Below are 15449 nucleotides of genomic sequence, written 5' to 3' on the forward strand. Positions count from 1 at the left end.
GAGTTGCCTGCGCGTCACGGTCAACATTCCTACCGGGTTCTGCCCCGAAGGGAGGGCAGAACCCGAAGAATGATCACGACATCACACAGGCCCTAAGCGCCGAGACCGTGACGTCGGTCAGGTGTACGCAGACCTTGGCGGCCTGCGTTCCGTCGGCGCCTTCGGCGGCGTACGGGATGGCGATCTGGAGAGCGGCGGCGCCCGTCCGGGCGTAGGCGGCGCCGGGCGTCGGCACGTCGCGGTCGTCGTCCCGCGCCCCGGGAAGGGCATCGCCCAGGACGCGGGAGGAGATGGACTCACCCCGGCCGATCGTGACACCGCCGGTTGCGAGTTCGACGCTGCCGGGACCACCTGCCTTCCCCGAGGCGCCGGGTGCGGCGGGGAAAGCGGTCTCGAACATCGCCGCGTCCACGACCGGCCCGAGCCTGCGCACCCTGACCGTCCACGTGCGCGCCTGGACCGGAGCGACCGCCGCACCGACGGCCCCCCAGTCGTCCTGGCCCAACGCGCCGACGATGTCCGCGAACAGCTGCTTGTCGCCCATGGGCGGGTTCCTCTCTCGTGTACCGGACGCGACGTCCTCGGTCGCAGGCTCCCGTACGCCGCCCCGGGGCGGGGCGGGTACCGAGCCGTCTGCGCGGTCCGAGGCAGTGCGACCCTCGCGAACGCCGTACACCCGCGCCAAGCCCGGACCCGTCCGGCCACCCCACTGGGCTAGACGGTTACCCCGATCGGGCCCCACCGCTGCCGAACGTCCCAGCCGGGATGCTGCGGCGTCCCGGGGCACGCGGGGGACGGCTTGCACCACCCAGGCGCGCGGCAGGCCCACTTCGCAGTGCCCCGGTGCTCGCCGCCCGCCCGGCCGGCCCCCGCTGTTGCTCCCGGACCGCAGCCTGAGCCTGTTCCGACGGACGACCGGGAACGGGGTGCTTGCTTCAGCTGTCCGGGCGGCCGAACCACCGGTCGGCGGCCCGTTCGAACGCCGGGCGATCGGGGTCGCGGTCACCTGCCCAGGCGACGGTGCCGTCGGGCCGGACGAGTACGGCGCCCAGGCCGAGGTCGTCCCTCGCCGGGCCGACCGCGTACCGTATCCGGCCCTGCCAGCCCAGCGCCGGACCGTGCAGGGCCCGGTCGGCGCCGAAGTCGAGCAGGACGCCTCGTCCGTCGTGCATCAGGTCACCGAGGCGGGTGCCGTCCGCAAGGCGGAAGTCCGGGGCGCTGCGGCCGGTCAGCGGGTGGTCGTTGCCGAGGTCGTAGCGGTAGGACGATCCTGAGGTCCGCTCGAACACGTAGGTTGTTCCGGCCCGGGTCGCGAGCAGGTCCCGGACCACCCCTTGGATCGCCCGGGCATGCGGGTCCGGCCGCATGACCGCCACCTGGGCGCGCGACCAGTCGAGCACCTGCGCGCCGATCGGGTGGCGCTCGCGGGTGTAGGTGTCGAGCAGGCCGTCCGGCGCGTACCCGTGCAGGGACGCCGCGAGCTTCCACCCCAGGTTGACGGCGTCGCCGAGGCCGAGGTTGAGTCCCTGGCCCCCGAGCGGGGAGTGGATGTGGGCGGCGTCGCCCGCGAGCAGCACGCGCCCCTGCCGGTAGGTCGTCGCCTGCATCGCCCGATCGGTGAAGCTCGAGGCGAGACGGACCTCGGTCAAGGTCACGTCGGTGCCCGACACCCGGCGCAGGACCGCCTGGAGGTGGTCGCGGGTCGGTGGCTGCGAGCGGTCGAACGCGCCGCCGTCGAAATCCATCATGCCGATGTGCCCGGGCACGTGCGTGCGGAGGTACATGCCGGTCGGTGTGGGGTTGAACCCGGGGCGCAGCTTCTCGGGGTCGGCGACGGTGGCGAGCACGGCGTAGCCGGTGAACTGCGGCTCGGTGCCGACGAATTCGAAGCCCGCGAGCCGGCGCACCGTGCTGCGTCCGCCGTCGCAGCCGACGAGCCAGCGCGCCGCGTACTCGTGCCCGCCGGCCAGCGCGACCACGCCGTCGTCGTCCTGGGTGACGGCCGACACCGTGACACCGCGAACGATCTCCACGCCGAGCTCGGATGCGCGCTCGGTCAGCACCGTCTCGATCGCTTCGAGGTTCGTCATCACGCCCTCCGCCGCCGGGCCGGGAAGCCGGAACGGCAGGGCGGCGAGGTCGACCCTGGCCGGATCGAGCATCATGCCGGCGAAGTGGCCCGCGCTGCGCGGGGAGGCCGGCACATCGGTGTCGGTGTCGGTGCCGGGGGCCGCGGCCGAGGCCGTGCCGGGGTCGTCGCGGAGGCCCGAGGCCGTGAGCAGCGGGTGCAGCATCCCGCGGCGGTGGAACGCCTCGACCGACGCGGCGGACAGGCCCCGCATCCCGAGCGGTTCCGCCTTCCACGGGGAACGGGGCTCCGGCTCCCGCTCGAGCACCACGACCGAGCTGCCCGCGAGGCCGAGCTCGCAGGCGAGGAACAGGCCGACCGGGCCGGCGCCCACGATCACGACGTCATGCACGAGATCTCCTCCTTGACGGCTCATCGGCCGGTCCCGGTGATCAGGTCGGTCGGGCCCCGGGCCGTGTTGTCGCGAGAGTCGATCCCCAGGACCGCGGCGCCTTCGAAGACGACCTCCTCGGTGGGACGGACGAACATCGCCTGCTCGTACGCGGTGAGCGCGGCCTCGACGTCGTCGGGGTACGCGGCGATGGCCGTCCCGAGTTCGGCGGCGTCGAGCATGGCCAGGTTGGCGCCTTCGCCGTTCGGGGCGACCAGGTGGGCGGCGTCGCCGACCAGGGTCACCCCGGGCACCCGGTCCCAGCGGTGCCCGATCGGCAGGGTGTAGTGGGGGCGCAGGACCGGGGCGGTGTCGCCGTCGGTGATCAGCGCGGTGAGTTCCGGCGCCCAGCCGTCGAACTCCCGCGCGACCCGCTCGGCCGCCGCGGCCGCATCGGTGAAATCGACGGCGGCGAACCACTCCTGCGGCTCGGTCAGCGTCACGTACGTGTGCAGGGTGTCGCCGCGTGCCCGATGGGCGAAGATCTCCCTGCCCTGCGAGGGCACGATCATCGACCCGCCGCCGACCGCCTTCGCGGCGGCCGGGTGCCGGGTGTCGGCGTCGAACAGGTAGACCTCGACGAACGACCTACCGGCGTACTCGGGTACGGCGTCGGAGAGCAGCGGCCGGACCCGCGACCACGCCCCGTCCGCGCCGACCAGCAGGTCGGTGACGACGGTCCCGCCGCCCGCGAACGTCACCTCGTGACGCCCATCGCCGAGGGCACGGGCACCGGTGACCTTGCGGCCCCACCGGACGGTGCCGGCCGGGAGCGAGTCGATCAGCATCTGCCGCAGCTCGCCGCGCTGCACCTCGGGGCGGCCGCCCGTGCCGTCGTCGCCCTTCTCGAACAGGACGGTCCCGTCCCGCCCGAGGACCCGGAGCGTCTGGCGGCCCTCCACGACGATGGCACGGAACTCGTCCATCAGGCCGGCCGCCTCGATGGCGAGCTGCCCGTTGTAGTCGTGGATGTCGAGCATTCCGCCCTGGGTTCGCTCCGTCAGGGAGGACTCGGCCTCGTGGACCGTGGCCGGAATACCGTGGACGTGCAGGACGCGGGCCAGGACGAGGCCCCCGATTCCGGCACCGATGATCGTGACAGGGCTGTGCATGGTGGTGTCCCTCCCGGGATCGAGGCCGCCCGGAGTGCTCGGGCGGCCGCCGCTGGAACGTCGGGCACCCAGAGACTGACGCGGCCCGCTCACACCGGGCACACACGCCACTGACACCCGCCGCCCCGCGTACGGCCTGCCGGAACAGCCGGGACACCGCGCCGATTTGGGGACACCCGGGTGCGCGCGCGAGGATCGGGGGATGGACGGGGACACGCGGCTTCGCCTCACGCTGCTCGACACCTTCCGGGCGACCCGCGGCGACGCCGCCCTGCCCGTACCGGGGGCGCGCCTGCAGGCGCTGGTCGTACGGCTGGCGCTCGCCGGCGGCCGCCCGGTCGCACCCGGTGTCCTGGCCGACGCGATCTGGGCCGACACCCCGCCGGCCGGCCCCGCCCACGCCCTGCACACCCTCGTCTCGCGGCTGCGCCGGGCCCTCGGATCGGCCCGCGCCGTCGCGCAGGTCGCGGGCGGCTACCGGCTGGACGTGGACGCCGCCGACGTGGACGCGCTGCGGTTCGAGCGGCTCGCCGCCGCCGGCCGCGACCGCCTGCGCGCCGGCGACCCGAGCGCTGCGGCGGCAGCGCTCGGCGAAGCCGTGGCGCTGTGGGGCGATCACCCCGGCACCGAACCCGCAGCCGTCGCCGCCGTGGCACCCACCGCCGCGACCCGGCTGGCGCACGCCTCGGTCGAGGCCGTCGCCGACCTCGCCGACGCCGAGCTGTCCCTCGGCCGCGCCGACGCGGCCGCCGCCCGGCTGACCGCACTGCTCGCCGAACAGCCGCTCCACGAACGGGCGGCCGCGCTGCTCATCGACGCGCTCACCGCCCAGGGCCGCCAGGCCGAGGCCCTGGCCCGGTACGGGCAGATCCGCGAAGCCCTGGCCGACGCCCTCGGCACCGACCCGGGCGCCGCCCTGCGCGAACGCCACCGGCGCCTGCTGCACGCCGAGCCGCCCGCTCGGCCCGCCGACCCCGCGCGGTCCGCCCCGCCCACCGACGCCGCGCCGACCGGGCCGGACAGCCTGCCCGCACCGCTTACCAGCCTCATCGGCCGCGACGAGGACCTCGCCCGGATCGCCACCCGGCTCACCACCGGGCGCCTGGTCACCGTGCTCGGCCCCGGCGGCGCCGGCAAGACCCGGCTCGCCGTCGAGGCCGCCCGCCGCCACCGCCACGAGTACCGCGACGGCGCCTGGATGATCGACCTCGCCCCGGTCACCGAACCGGCCAAGGTCGGCTCGGCCCTGCTCGCCGCGACCGCGCCGCGCGCCGGCGCCGTGTTCGACACCCGGACCCGAACAGGGGGCGACGAGCTGGACGTCCTCGTCGACCGGCTCCGCGGCCGGGAGACCCTGCTGCTCGTCGACAACTGCGAGCACCTGATCGACGCCGTCGCCCACCTGGTCACCGCCCTGCTGTCCCGCTGCCCCGGACTGCGGGTGCTCGCCACCAGCCGCGAGCCCCTGGCAGTCGACGGCGAGGCGCTGGTGCCCCTCGGCCCGCTCACCCTGCCCGGGCCGGACGACGGCGTCGAACAGGCCCGGCAGGCGGCGTCGGTACGCCTGTTCACCGAACGGGCCGCGGCCGTCCGCCCCGGCTTCGACGTGGACGAGACCACACTGCCCGCGATCCGGCAGGTGGTCCGCGGCCTGGACGGGATGCCGCTCGCCCTCGAACTGGCCGCGGCCCGGCTGCGGACCCTGTCGCTGCCGGAACTCGCCGACGGACTGTCCGACCGGTTCGGGTTGCTCACCACCGGCAGCCGGACCGCGCTGCCCCGCCACCGCACGCTGCGCGCGGTCATCGCCTGGAGCTGGGACCTGCTCGGCGAACAGGAACGCACGGTCGCCGAACGCATCTCGGTCCTTCCCGGCGGCGTCACACCGGCCACGGCCACCGCGCTCTGCGCCGGCACCGCCGTGCCGGCTGCCGATGTCCCCGACCTGCTCGCGGCCCTGGTCGACCGGTCCCTGCTGCAGCTCGCCCCCGACCCCGGCCGCTACCGCATGCTGGAGACACTGCGCGAGTACGGCACCGACCGCCTGGCCGACACGGGCGACCTCGGCACCGTCCGCGACCTGGCCGCCGGCCACTTCGCCGAGCTGATGGCCCGCCACGACCCGCAACTGCGCGGGCCCGGCCAGCTCGCAGCGGTAAGAGTCGTGAGCGCCGAGTACGACAACACGCTCGCCGCCCTGCGCCGCCGCTGCGACACCGGCGACGCACCCGGCGCGCTCGCCCTCACCCTGAACCTGACCTGGTACTGGCAGATGTGCGGCCGACACACCGACGCGGCCTACTGGCTGGGCGAGGCACTGGCGGTACCCGGCGGCGGCCCGGCACCCGACCGCGACTGCGCCCGCGTGATCCACCTGCTCAACCGGGCCCACCTCCGGTCAGGGACGACCGCCGAGGGGACCGCGGCCGACCACGCCGCGATCCGGGAGCTGACCGACCGGCTGCTCGCGTCCCCGGAACTGCCCGGCCCGTACGGCGCGCTCGCCGCCTTCCCACCCACGTTCCGGCAGGAGGCGGAGAGCACGCCCGCGATCATCGAGCGCCTGGCCGACGGCGAGGACGTGTGGCTGTCCGGGCTGGCCCGCATGTACCGGGCCCGGTTCGCCGAGAACGCGGGCGACCTCGACCGGACGCGCACCGACGTGGCATCGGCCCTCGCCTGTTTCCGGCAGACCGGCGACCGCTGGGGCCAGGCCAACGTGCTGCCGATGCGCGCCCAACTGCGGCAGTACGACGACGACCTCGACGGCGCGCTCGCCGACCTGCGCGAAGCCCGGTCGCTGGCAGCGGAGTTCGGCCCGCTCAACCTCGGCGACGAGGTGTTCGACGACCTGCGCTGGATCGACCTCCACCTGCGGCGCGGCGACACCGACCTGGTGACCACGACGATCCACACGGCCCGCGAGCGGGCCCTGCGCGCCAACTCGCCGCAGATGCAGGTCCTGGTCGACGCGTGGGAGGCCGTCTTCCGGGTGCGGCTCGGCGACCTCGACCGGGCACGGGAATTGCTCGACGGAGCCGAACGGAACCTGGACGGCGACTCCCCGTTCCCCGGCGACCACACCCGGACGCTGCTCTCCAACGCCAGGGCGTCGCTGCACCTGGAGACCGGCGACCCGGCCGCCGCCGAGACGGCACTGGCGAACGCGTACGCGGCGGCGCTGCAGACCCGGGACCTGCCCATCCTGTCGCTGGTGGCCGTGAACACCGCCGCACTCGCCGAGACGCACGGACGGCACCACGAGTCGGCCGTCCTGCTCGGCGCCGCCTCCCGGCTGCGCGGCGCCCACGACCGCACCGACCGGCAGGTCGGCGAGCTCACCCGACGAGCGCGTGCCGCCCTGGGCGAGGAAGCCTTCGCGGCGGCGTACGGGAAGGGCTGGGAGCTGGACGGGAGGACGGCCGCGGCCGAGGCCGACCCGGCCCGGCTGCGCCGGGCCCCGCTCACCCTCTGACGGGCGGACGGGTGGCCGGGGCCCGGTGCCCGGGGCGGTTCAGGAGCGGTGGCTGGGCGTGTGTCGGCGCTTCAGCCGCGGGCCGAAGCGGACGGCGGCTACGGCTATCGCCGCGGCTGCGGCGAGGATGCCCGCCAGGAGGAGGAGCACGCGGCCGGTGCCCGGCCCGCCGGTCGTGGCGCCGGTCGGCGCCGCAGCGTTGACCGTGGACCTCGTCGGGTCCGGTGCCGCAGTACCGGTGGGCACGGCGGTCGCGCCGGCGGAGCCGTCGGAGGCGGGTGGGCCGGCGGAGCCGGTGGGGCTCTGTGTGGCGGTCGCGGTGCCGGAGGCGTCGGACGGATCGGACAGGGGTGAACCGGTCGGGCCGGTGGGTGTGGCGGTCACCGGGGCTGCTGTCGGCCTGCCGGGTGTGCCGGGTATGCCGGGTGTGCCGGGCGTTCCCGGGGTGGCCGGGCCGGGCGTCGTCCTCGGCGCCGTGATGTCGACCGTCGCCACGACGTTGTCCTGCCCGGAGTTCAGCGTGCACGGCACGTCGGTCCTGCCCGGGTCGGTGACCTTGCCGTTCGCGTCCTCCGGTACGAGGTGCAGGGTGAAGTTGCCCGCGGTGACCTTCGCGCTGCCCGGTTGGGTGAAGGTGAGTGTCGGTGCGGTGCCGGTCGCCGGGATGTCGAAGGAACCGGACGCCGGGACGTTCGCCTTGGTGATGGTGAGGCGCACGGGGACGCCGATCCTGCCCTGGGGCGCGCCGACGGTGGTCTGCGCGTCCAGCGAGCCCTCGATGATCCTCACCCCGAGGATGTAGCGGAGCCCGAAGGTGAAGGACGCGTCCACCGTGGCCGCCGCGTTGATGGCGAACGGCGGGCTGGCCTCGCCGACCGCGAGCGACCTGGGGATGTCCGTGGAGATCCGCGCGGTGATGGGCTGGGCGCCGATCGTCGGGAAGGTGCAGGTGTACCGCAGCGCCGGAGAGGCCGGCTGCGCGGCCGCCGTTCCGGCCCCGGGGACGCCCACCATCGCGCTCGCCGCTCCCCAGACCGTCGCCACCGCGACGACGGCCCTCATCCAGGTGCTTCGCGCACCGTACTTGGCACTCATGCTCCCCCTCACCCTCACCATCACCATCACCCTCCACTGCACATCTGCACGGCTTCCCGTCAGGTGGCCCGGGCCGGGTCACCGCCGGCCGACGGCCCCGGCCGGCGGGGCTCGTGACGCTCCTGGAATGCCCGGCTCAGGTGGCTCTGGATCCGGGCGTGGCGGAACTGGTAGACCGCGCCGACCTGGCGGAGTACACCTCGTTGGTGGGCGTCGTCCAGGAAGGCGATCAGGGCCCAGGGCAGCCGCCCGGTCAGCGGGAGCCAGATGCGGGCAAGGGCCACCCACTGACCCCAGGCGGTCAGGCTGAGCCCGTACCCGAGCCCGGCGCCGAAGGCGGCTTCGAGCCCGAACACGGTGCCGACCTCGAGTCCGCGGACGGGCCCGTACACGATCCCGTTGAGCAGCCCGACCAGGAGCCCGATCACGAGTGCCCAGGTGACGAGGTGGAAGGCCACATTGCGGCGGTCCATGTCCAGCAGGCCGGCCGGGCTGACGACGGATTCGGTTCTGACGGGAGCTTCGAGCACGGCGATCAGGGCGAACACCAGCCCGGTCGCGAGCGCGATCGCGGGGATGAACACGAGCCCGGTCAGGAGCCTGTCGCCGCGCTGGCCGTCCCCGAGCCCGAGCGGTGCGACGACCCCCTCGTCGATGAGGACAAGCATGGCCATGGCGGCCAGCCCGCACCCCACCCCGACCATGAACCTGGCGCGGGCGTTCCCTCGGGTCTGCCTGGTCCCGCCCGAGAGCTTGATCCGTACGGGGGACGGTTTGAAGGCCTCGCGTTCGGAGGCGTACCAGTACACGAGCCCGAAGAGCAGTCCGGCCGCGAGCCCGTGCAGGACGCCGACCACCAGCCCGCGCACGATCGCGAACCTCAGCCCGTGCGAGGTCGCGACCAGGTCCACCGGCAGGTTCCCGACGGCGGTCGTGACGCCGAAGGCCAGTCCCGCCAGGAATCCGACGATGAGCGTGCGCGAGGAACGGCGCATGCTGGTGCCCAGTTCCCACCAGGCGAGGTCCTGCCGCTCGCGGTCGAGCCGGACCAGGTGATGGGCGAGGTAGCCGAGCCATCGCTGGGCGCGCTCCGGGTCCCACTGCGCACGGTGGGGACGGCCGTTGTCGAGCCGTTCGGGGGCGCGGCGCCGGTAGACGGCGGGGACGAAGCCCGCGAGGAGGTGCTCCTCGATGGCGTGCGGGTCGGGGAACCGGGTGGTGTCCAGCAGTTCGTCCGGCCGGCGGTCGGGGGTGTCGCTGTACATCGTCCGGGCGAGGGCGATCATCAGCGGGGTGCTCAGGGCGGCGGCGAGGTTTGCGCCCCCCGCGCTCTGCGAGAGCCGCGCCTCGTCCAGGACGGTGTCCCAGGTCGCGCCGGGCTCTTCGGGACCGGGAAGGTCCGGGAACGCGGGATCGGTCCGGGGCAGGTAGTTGCGCAGGTCCTCGAGGGTCAGGTCGCGCAGCTCGAGGACGACGGCCGAGGCGAGCGGTGCGTGTTCCGAGCGGACCGCCTCGGTGAACTCGCCGTGACGGCTGGTCAGGACGAGCGGCAGCGGGGAGAGGTTGAGCGCGTCGAGGGCCTCGCCGCGTAAGCCTTCCGCGAGCTCGTCGAATCCGTCGAGGACCGGCAGGATGAGATCGTCGTCGAGGAGGTCCGCGGCGAGCGACTTCCCGCTCGGGACCCGGCGGGCCAGATGCGGGTAGTCGCGCAGCAGCCGGGCGATCAGCCAGTCGCGCAGGGCGACGGCGGTCGGGTCCCAGGAGCCGAGGCTGAAGATCACCGGCACCCGCTCGGACCGTGCCCGGGCGTCCAGCAGGTCCAGCGCGAACCGGATCGCCAGGATCGACTTGCCCGAGCCGGCGCGGCCCAGGACCACCAGCCGCCCGGACGGGATCCGCCGGTAGACCTCGGCCACGCGGCGCAGGTCGCCGCTCAGGTCCACCTCGGACGAGGTGTCACCCGGGGCCAGGCGCTGGGTGTTCTCCGACCGGTCGGACACGCCCGCGGGGACCTGCCGCCACCGCACCGGCAGCGCGAACGGGTGGTGCACCCGGTGCTGGGCCTCCTCGCGCCGCCAGCGCCGCTTGCTCTCCCTGGCCAACTCGTCGGCGGCGTCGGCGAGCGGGCCGTGCGCCCGCGCCGGTGCGGACCTGGGACCGGGCGGCTCCTGCGCCGGTACCTCCTCGGCGCCGCCGACCGCCGCCGTCAGCCGCCGGCGGTCCTCGGGACCTGCATCCAGCGCGTCCGCCAGCCGGGCGACGGTCCCGAGCCGGTGGTCGAAGGGCTTGTCGTTCTCGATCCTGCCGATCGTCCGTTCACCCAGCTGCGCCAGCTCCGCCAGCTGGAACTGCGTCATGCCGGCCTGCTTGCGCAGACGGCGCACCAACCCCCCGAGCGTCTCCGCCACGGCCCGGCCCTTCTCCCCACGATCCGGAACAGGCGTTGAGCCTACCCTGACAACTGGTCATCCATGACCAGTGCTTTGACCTGTGCACTTCTCCGCCCGGACGCCAGCATCAGCGGTGCGGGCCACCGGTCCGGCGGCCCCGGCGGACCTGCCTGCGGCCCCGGCGGACACGCCCGCGACATCCGTGCGTGGAAGTGAAGGAGGCGGATTTCTGATGGCGGAGACGAAGGGCGTCCTGCTGCCGGCCTACGTGGTGGCCGACGAGTCGGGCTCGATGGCCCCGTACCAGAGCGAACTGGGGGGCGGCGTGGCGTCCCTGTGCGAGGGGCTGCGTGCGGAGCCGATGATCGCGGCCAAGCTCCGGCTGGCGGTGCTGGGCTTCTCCGACGACGTCCAGGTCCGGCTCGCCGTGGCCGACATGCGCACCGAGACCACCGTGCCCCGGCTGGAGATCCGCGGGATGACCAACTACCGGGCCGTCTTCGACGACCTGCTGCAGCGGATCCCCTCGGACGTGCAGTGGCTCCGCGGCGAGGGCTACAAGGTGCACCGCCCGGTGGTGTTCTTCCTCAGCGACGGCCTGCCCACCGACGGAAGCGCCTGGCACGGGCCGCACGCCGCCCTGACCGACCGGGGCCGGACCCCCGCCGCCCCGAACATCATCGCCTGCGGCATCGGCGACGCGCAGGCACAGACCATGGTCGAGGTCGCCACCCGGCCCGAGTTCGCCTTCATCGCCAAGTCCGGTGCGGACGTCGGCCGGGCGATCTCGGAGTTCTTCCACTCCCTCACCGCGAGCCTGGTGGCCTCGGGGCACGCCCTGAACTCGTCCAACCCGCAGCTGGTCGTGAACCGCCCGGACCAGTTCACCATGGCCATCGACGAGGTCGGCCTGTGACACCGGGCCGCCGGGAGAACCCGGCCCACCCGGAACCCGCACCCGGCCACCCGCTCGGGCCGCTCACACCGCCACCGCCCCCCTCTGCGCCGCCGCGCGCGCCGTCCGAGCCGGGTCCGGCGCCGTGGCAGCGGATCACGGTGGGCGTCGCCGGCATGGAGTTCGAGGCCCGCCCGCCCAGCCAGTACGCCTTCGACTTCCCCGACAGCGAGTGCGAGGGCTGGTCCACCGACGCCCTCACCCTGCGGTTCGCCTCGGTACGCGGCGCCAAGCACCGCTACTACCGCCAGCCGCGCCAGGACGCGGCCCGGGCGGCCGTGCACGAAGCCACCGACAGCATCGTGTTCGCCGTCGCCGACGGCGTCTCCAGCGCCTCCGAGTCGCACCAGGGCGCCGTCGAGGCCTGCCGGGCCGCCGTCGAGCGGATCCTGCACCTGCTCGACCGGACATCCGGGCCGCTCGACCCCGCCGACGTCGCCGCGCACGCCGCCGAACGGCTGCGGCAGCTCGCCCAGTGGCGGCTGGGCATCACCGAGCCGGGCCCCGCCGAGGTGGCCCGCCTGTACGCGACGACCCTGGTCGCCGGCGCGGTCCGCCCCACCGCCCAGGGCCTGGGCATCGAGCTCTTCCGGATCGGCGACTCCGGAGCCTGGATCCTCGACCGGGCCGAAGGCCGCTACCGGCCGCTGTTCGGCTCGAAGACCGGAACGGACGCCCTGCTGGTCACCAATGAGGTGTCCCCGCTGCCCCTGATCCCCGACCGGCTCGAAACGGCCACCGGGCGGCTGGAGGCACCCTGGACGCTGCTGGTCGGCACGGACGGCTTCGGCGACCCGCTCGGCGAGGGAGACGGCCGGGTCGGCGCGCACTTCGCCCGGCACCTCGGCACGCCACCGCCGCCGCTGTGGCTCGGGCACGTCCTGGACTTCACCCGGGAGACCTTCGACGACGACCGCACCCTGCTGGCCCTGTGGCCCCGGAACGAGGCGCGGCCGCGGTGAGCACCGACCCCGCGGCCCCGGTCGACGTCGCCGCCCTGGCCCTGGGGCACCAACTCGGGCAGGGCGGCCAGGGCTCCGTCCACCAGGTGCTGAACAAGCGCATCAACGAGGGCGCCGCCGACGGCGGCTGGGAGATCGTCTACAAGGAGTACAGCCCCGCCGTCCTGCCCCGGCTCGACGCGGCCGCGCTCGAGAACGCCGCGGCCCTGCTCGGCAAGCTCACCGCCGCACAGGGACGCTGGCTCTGCGAGAAGACCGCATGGCCGGCCGCCGTGGTCCGGCGCCAGGGACAGACCTGCGGGTTCCTGATGCGCGCCGTACCCGACCGCTACCACTTCATGCTCCGGACCCTGACCGGCGCGAAGACCGGGTCGCGGCGGCTGGCGACCATGGAGTACCTCCTCAACGACGACGCCTACGTCGCCGGGATCGGACTGGCGGTCAGCGACCGGCACCGGCTGCTCCTGCTCGCCGACCTGGCGGCCACCATGGACCGCCTGCACCGGCTCGGCGTCACCATCGGCGACGTCTCCCCGAAGAACCTGCTGTTCAGCCTGGCACCCGACCCCGGGTGCTTCCTGATCGACTGCGACGCCATGCGCCTGCACGGTGCGAGCGCACTGCCGCAGGCCGAGACCCCCGACTGGCAGGTCCCCGCAGGTGAGGAGCGGGCCACCCGGGCGAGCGACGTCCACAAACTCGCCCTGCTCGCCGTCCGGATCTTCGCCCGCGACCAGACCACCACCGAGCCCACCGCCCTCGGCGCGATCAGCCCCGCGCTCGGTGACCTGGCCCGCGCCTCGCTCGACCCCGACCCGGCGCGACGGCCCACCCCCGACGTGTGGGCCGAACGGCTCGCCTCGGTCGCGGTCGGCGCGTCCACCAGCACCACACCGAGGGCTCCCCGGCAGCCGAGGCGGCCCACCGGCGGCCCCGGCACCGGTCGACCGCCCACCACCCCCACCGGGACACCCAGGCCGCCCGGCGCCACCGGGACACCGAAACCGCCCACCTCCGCTGCGGCCAAGCTCGGCAAGGCGGTCGGAGCCCTCGCCGCCGGCGTGGCACTCCTGCTGGTGATCGTCAGCAACCAGCACTCCTCGCAGGCCGACGCCTCCCGAGCGGGCGCCGACGCCCGAGCGGCGAGCTCCCACACCCCGTACGCCCCCCACCTCCCCGCGTGGACCCCCGCACCCCAGCCGGCGGAGACCACCTCCGCCCCGGACACCCCGACCCCGACCCCGACACCAACGCCGACGCCGACCCCGAGTCCGACGCCGACCAGCCCCTTTGCCACCGCAGAGGTCGGCGACTGCTTCTACGAATCCGGCACCGACGGCCACGCCGACCTGACCGCCACCGACTGCACCTCCGGGGCGTTCAAGGTCGTGCGGATCAACACCGGCAGCACCGACCTGAACAGCTGCGACAACGTCACCGACAACGACGAGAGCGTCTCGTCCACCCTGTACGACCGCGTCCTGTGCCTCAGCTACCAGAGTTCCGGCGGCACCGCCTACCACGCCCGCCAAGGCGACTGCGTCTTCGGGACCGCCGGGGCCGACGCCTGGTCGACGCAGTCCTGCCAGACCGGCAACTTCAAGGTCCTGGCGGTCTACCGCGGCACCGCCGACCACACCAAGTGCGACAACTGGCCGCACTACAACTACTGGCGTTCCATGCCCACGGCCGGGCACTCCGGCCTCGACGTCCTGCTGTGCCTGTCCATGAACTACCCGGACGACGCCGGCTACGCGACCGTCAACGAATGCCTGCTCAAGTCGGGCTCCACCTTCACCAACGTCGGCAGCTGCGGCGCCTCCAACGTCTACGTCACCGGACGCACCAACACCCCGTACGACACGGCGTTCTGCGGCACCAGCGGCTCCACCTACTGGCGGTCCGGCGACTACCCGGCCTTCGGCTACACCGTCTGCTGGCGCTGGCGCTGACCTCCCGGGCCGCCCGCAGCGGACAACCCACCACCCGAGCACGAGAGAGCACGAGAGACGAGGAACCTACATGGCATACCGCTACCGGTGCGGCGAGTGCGGCTTCAAGACCTCCTGGGGCACCGAGTCCCAGGGCGAGCAGGAGCAGATCGCGCACTACGCCGGCCGCCACCCCGGCCTCCTCCCCGGCGGGATGGTCGAAACCAACACCAAGAAGCCGGACGGCGGCAACGGCTGCCTCACCTTCGTGGTCGTCGCGATCCTGCTGCTCTTCCTCGCCGCCTCGTGCCACCGCTGACGCACGTCCGGCACCGCCAACCACACAGCATCACCGCCCCCGGAGGAGATCCGGCATGTCCACCCAGACCACCGGCATCACGGACAAGTTGATCCAACGAGCCGTCAAGGAGCGAGAGGCACGTCGTTCAGGAAGGTCCCGGGCAGTAGCCGTCATGGTGCTGTCGGCCCTCTTCGCCCTCGGCCTGGTGCTGGCCCTCGCCGTCTACCCCGGCCACCCGGACGACACCTCGGCACCCCGGTGCGACGGCACGACGATGTCGCCGAGCGACATCTGCGACGCGTACGTCAACGGCGCGCTGACGCACTCGTACAGCTACCAGGAGATGCTCCACCGGCAACAGGCCGCCCACCCCGGCGCACTCGTCGCCGGAATCATCGCCATGGCGATCGCCGTACTCCTGCTGGTCCCCTTGCTCCGCACCCTCGACCCGGCGAAGCCATGGGGGACGGCCCGGCCCGGGCACTGCCCGCGGTGCCGGCAGCCGAACCTGCGCGAGAAGCCGATGACCCACTCCGAGACGCGCGGCCGCGTCCAGCGGAGCTGGAGCGGCATCGTCACCCTCTGCACCCCCGGCTGCGACTTCGCAACCGTACGGCCACGCTGACCGGCCGTCGGACCCCACGCAGTCCGTTCGGCGACCGCCCGGCGGCTGCTACCCGCGGCCCGGCGACCACCCGGCCCTCGGCAC

11 protein-coding genes are annotated in these 15449 nt (G+C 74.1%); 6 read left to right on the forward strand and 5 right to left on the reverse strand.

Going from position 1 to position 15449, the window contains the following annotated elements:
• Positions 1 to 73: 73 nt before the first annotated feature.
• The 3 genes from AB0D08_RS26565 to AB0D08_RS26575 all read right to left on the reverse strand — a co-directional run bounded on the left by AB0D08_RS26565 (position 74) and on the right by AB0D08_RS26575 (position 3631).
• Positions 74 to 544, reverse strand: a complete 471-nt coding sequence (locus AB0D08_RS26565) for a hypothetical protein (protein ID WP_359892216.1) — start codon at positions 542 to 544, stop codon at positions 74 to 76.
• Between the two features lie 391 nt (positions 545 to 935).
• Entirely contained in the window at positions 936 to 2480 is a 1545-nt protein-coding gene (locus AB0D08_RS26570; RefSeq protein WP_359892219.1) for an FAD-dependent monooxygenase, read from the reverse strand.
• A 20-nt stretch (positions 2481 to 2500) separates the two neighbouring features.
• A complete protein-coding gene (locus AB0D08_RS26575) occupies positions 2501 to 3631 on the reverse strand; it encodes an NAD(P)/FAD-dependent oxidoreductase (RefSeq protein WP_359892222.1) in 1131 nt (376 codons plus the stop codon).
• Positions 3632 to 3833: 202 nt separating this feature from the next.
• On the opposite strand from AB0D08_RS26575, the gene AB0D08_RS26580 reads away from it, so the two are divergent.
• Positions 3834 to 7106, forward strand: a complete 3273-nt coding sequence (locus AB0D08_RS26580; protein ID WP_359892225.1) for a BTAD domain-containing putative transcriptional regulator — start codon at positions 3834 to 3836, stop codon at positions 7104 to 7106.
• Between the two features lie 39 nt (positions 7107 to 7145).
• On the opposite strand, the gene AB0D08_RS26585 is transcribed toward AB0D08_RS26580, so the two are convergent.
• Together AB0D08_RS26585 and AB0D08_RS26590 are read right to left on the reverse strand one after the other, a co-directional pair.
• Positions 7146 to 8201 carry a DUF6801 domain-containing protein gene (locus AB0D08_RS26585; RefSeq protein WP_359892228.1) on the reverse strand — a complete coding sequence of 352 codons (1056 nt, stop codon included), beginning with the start codon at positions 8199 to 8201 and terminating at the stop codon, positions 7146 to 7148.
• Positions 8202 to 8260: 59 nt separating this feature from the next.
• Entirely contained in the window at positions 8261 to 10609 is a 2349-nt protein-coding gene (locus AB0D08_RS26590) for a helix-turn-helix transcriptional regulator (protein WP_359892230.1), read from the reverse strand.
• Between the two features lie 214 nt (positions 10610 to 10823).
• On the opposite strand from AB0D08_RS26590, the gene AB0D08_RS26595 reads away from it, so the two are divergent.
• From AB0D08_RS26595 to AB0D08_RS26615, 5 genes are all read left to right on the forward strand, one after another.
• On the forward strand, positions 10824 to 11507 hold the full coding sequence (locus AB0D08_RS26595; RefSeq protein ID WP_033823407.1) for a VWA domain-containing protein: 684 nt from the start codon (positions 10824 to 10826) through the stop codon (positions 11505 to 11507).
• A gap of 155 nt (positions 11508 to 11662) precedes the next feature.
• Positions 11663 to 12508 carry a protein phosphatase 2C domain-containing protein gene (locus AB0D08_RS26600; protein ID WP_149038451.1) on the forward strand — a complete coding sequence of 282 codons (846 nt, stop codon included), beginning with the start codon at positions 11663 to 11665 and terminating at the stop codon, positions 12506 to 12508.
• On the forward strand, positions 12505 to 14460 hold the full coding sequence (locus tag AB0D08_RS26605) for a hypothetical protein (protein ID WP_359892233.1): 1956 nt from the start codon (positions 12505 to 12507) through the stop codon (positions 14458 to 14460). The genes AB0D08_RS26600 and AB0D08_RS26605 overlap by 4 nt, the downstream gene beginning before the upstream one ends.
• A 70-nt stretch (positions 14461 to 14530) precedes the next feature.
• Positions 14531 to 14758, forward strand: a complete 228-nt coding sequence (locus AB0D08_RS26610; RefSeq protein WP_033821945.1) for a hypothetical protein — start codon at positions 14531 to 14533, stop codon at positions 14756 to 14758.
• 154 nt (positions 14759 to 14912) lie between these two features.
• Positions 14913 to 15365: a hypothetical protein gene (locus AB0D08_RS26615; RefSeq protein ID WP_359892236.1), complete on the forward strand. Its 453-nt coding sequence runs from the start codon at positions 14913 to 14915 to the stop codon at positions 15363 to 15365.
• Positions 15366 to 15449 lie beyond the last annotated feature (84 nt).

Origin of the sequence: Kitasatospora sp. NPDC048540 (assembly GCF_040651175.1) — a bacterium.
Classification (GTDB): Bacteria; Actinomycetota; Actinomycetes; order Streptomycetales; family Streptomycetaceae; genus Kitasatospora.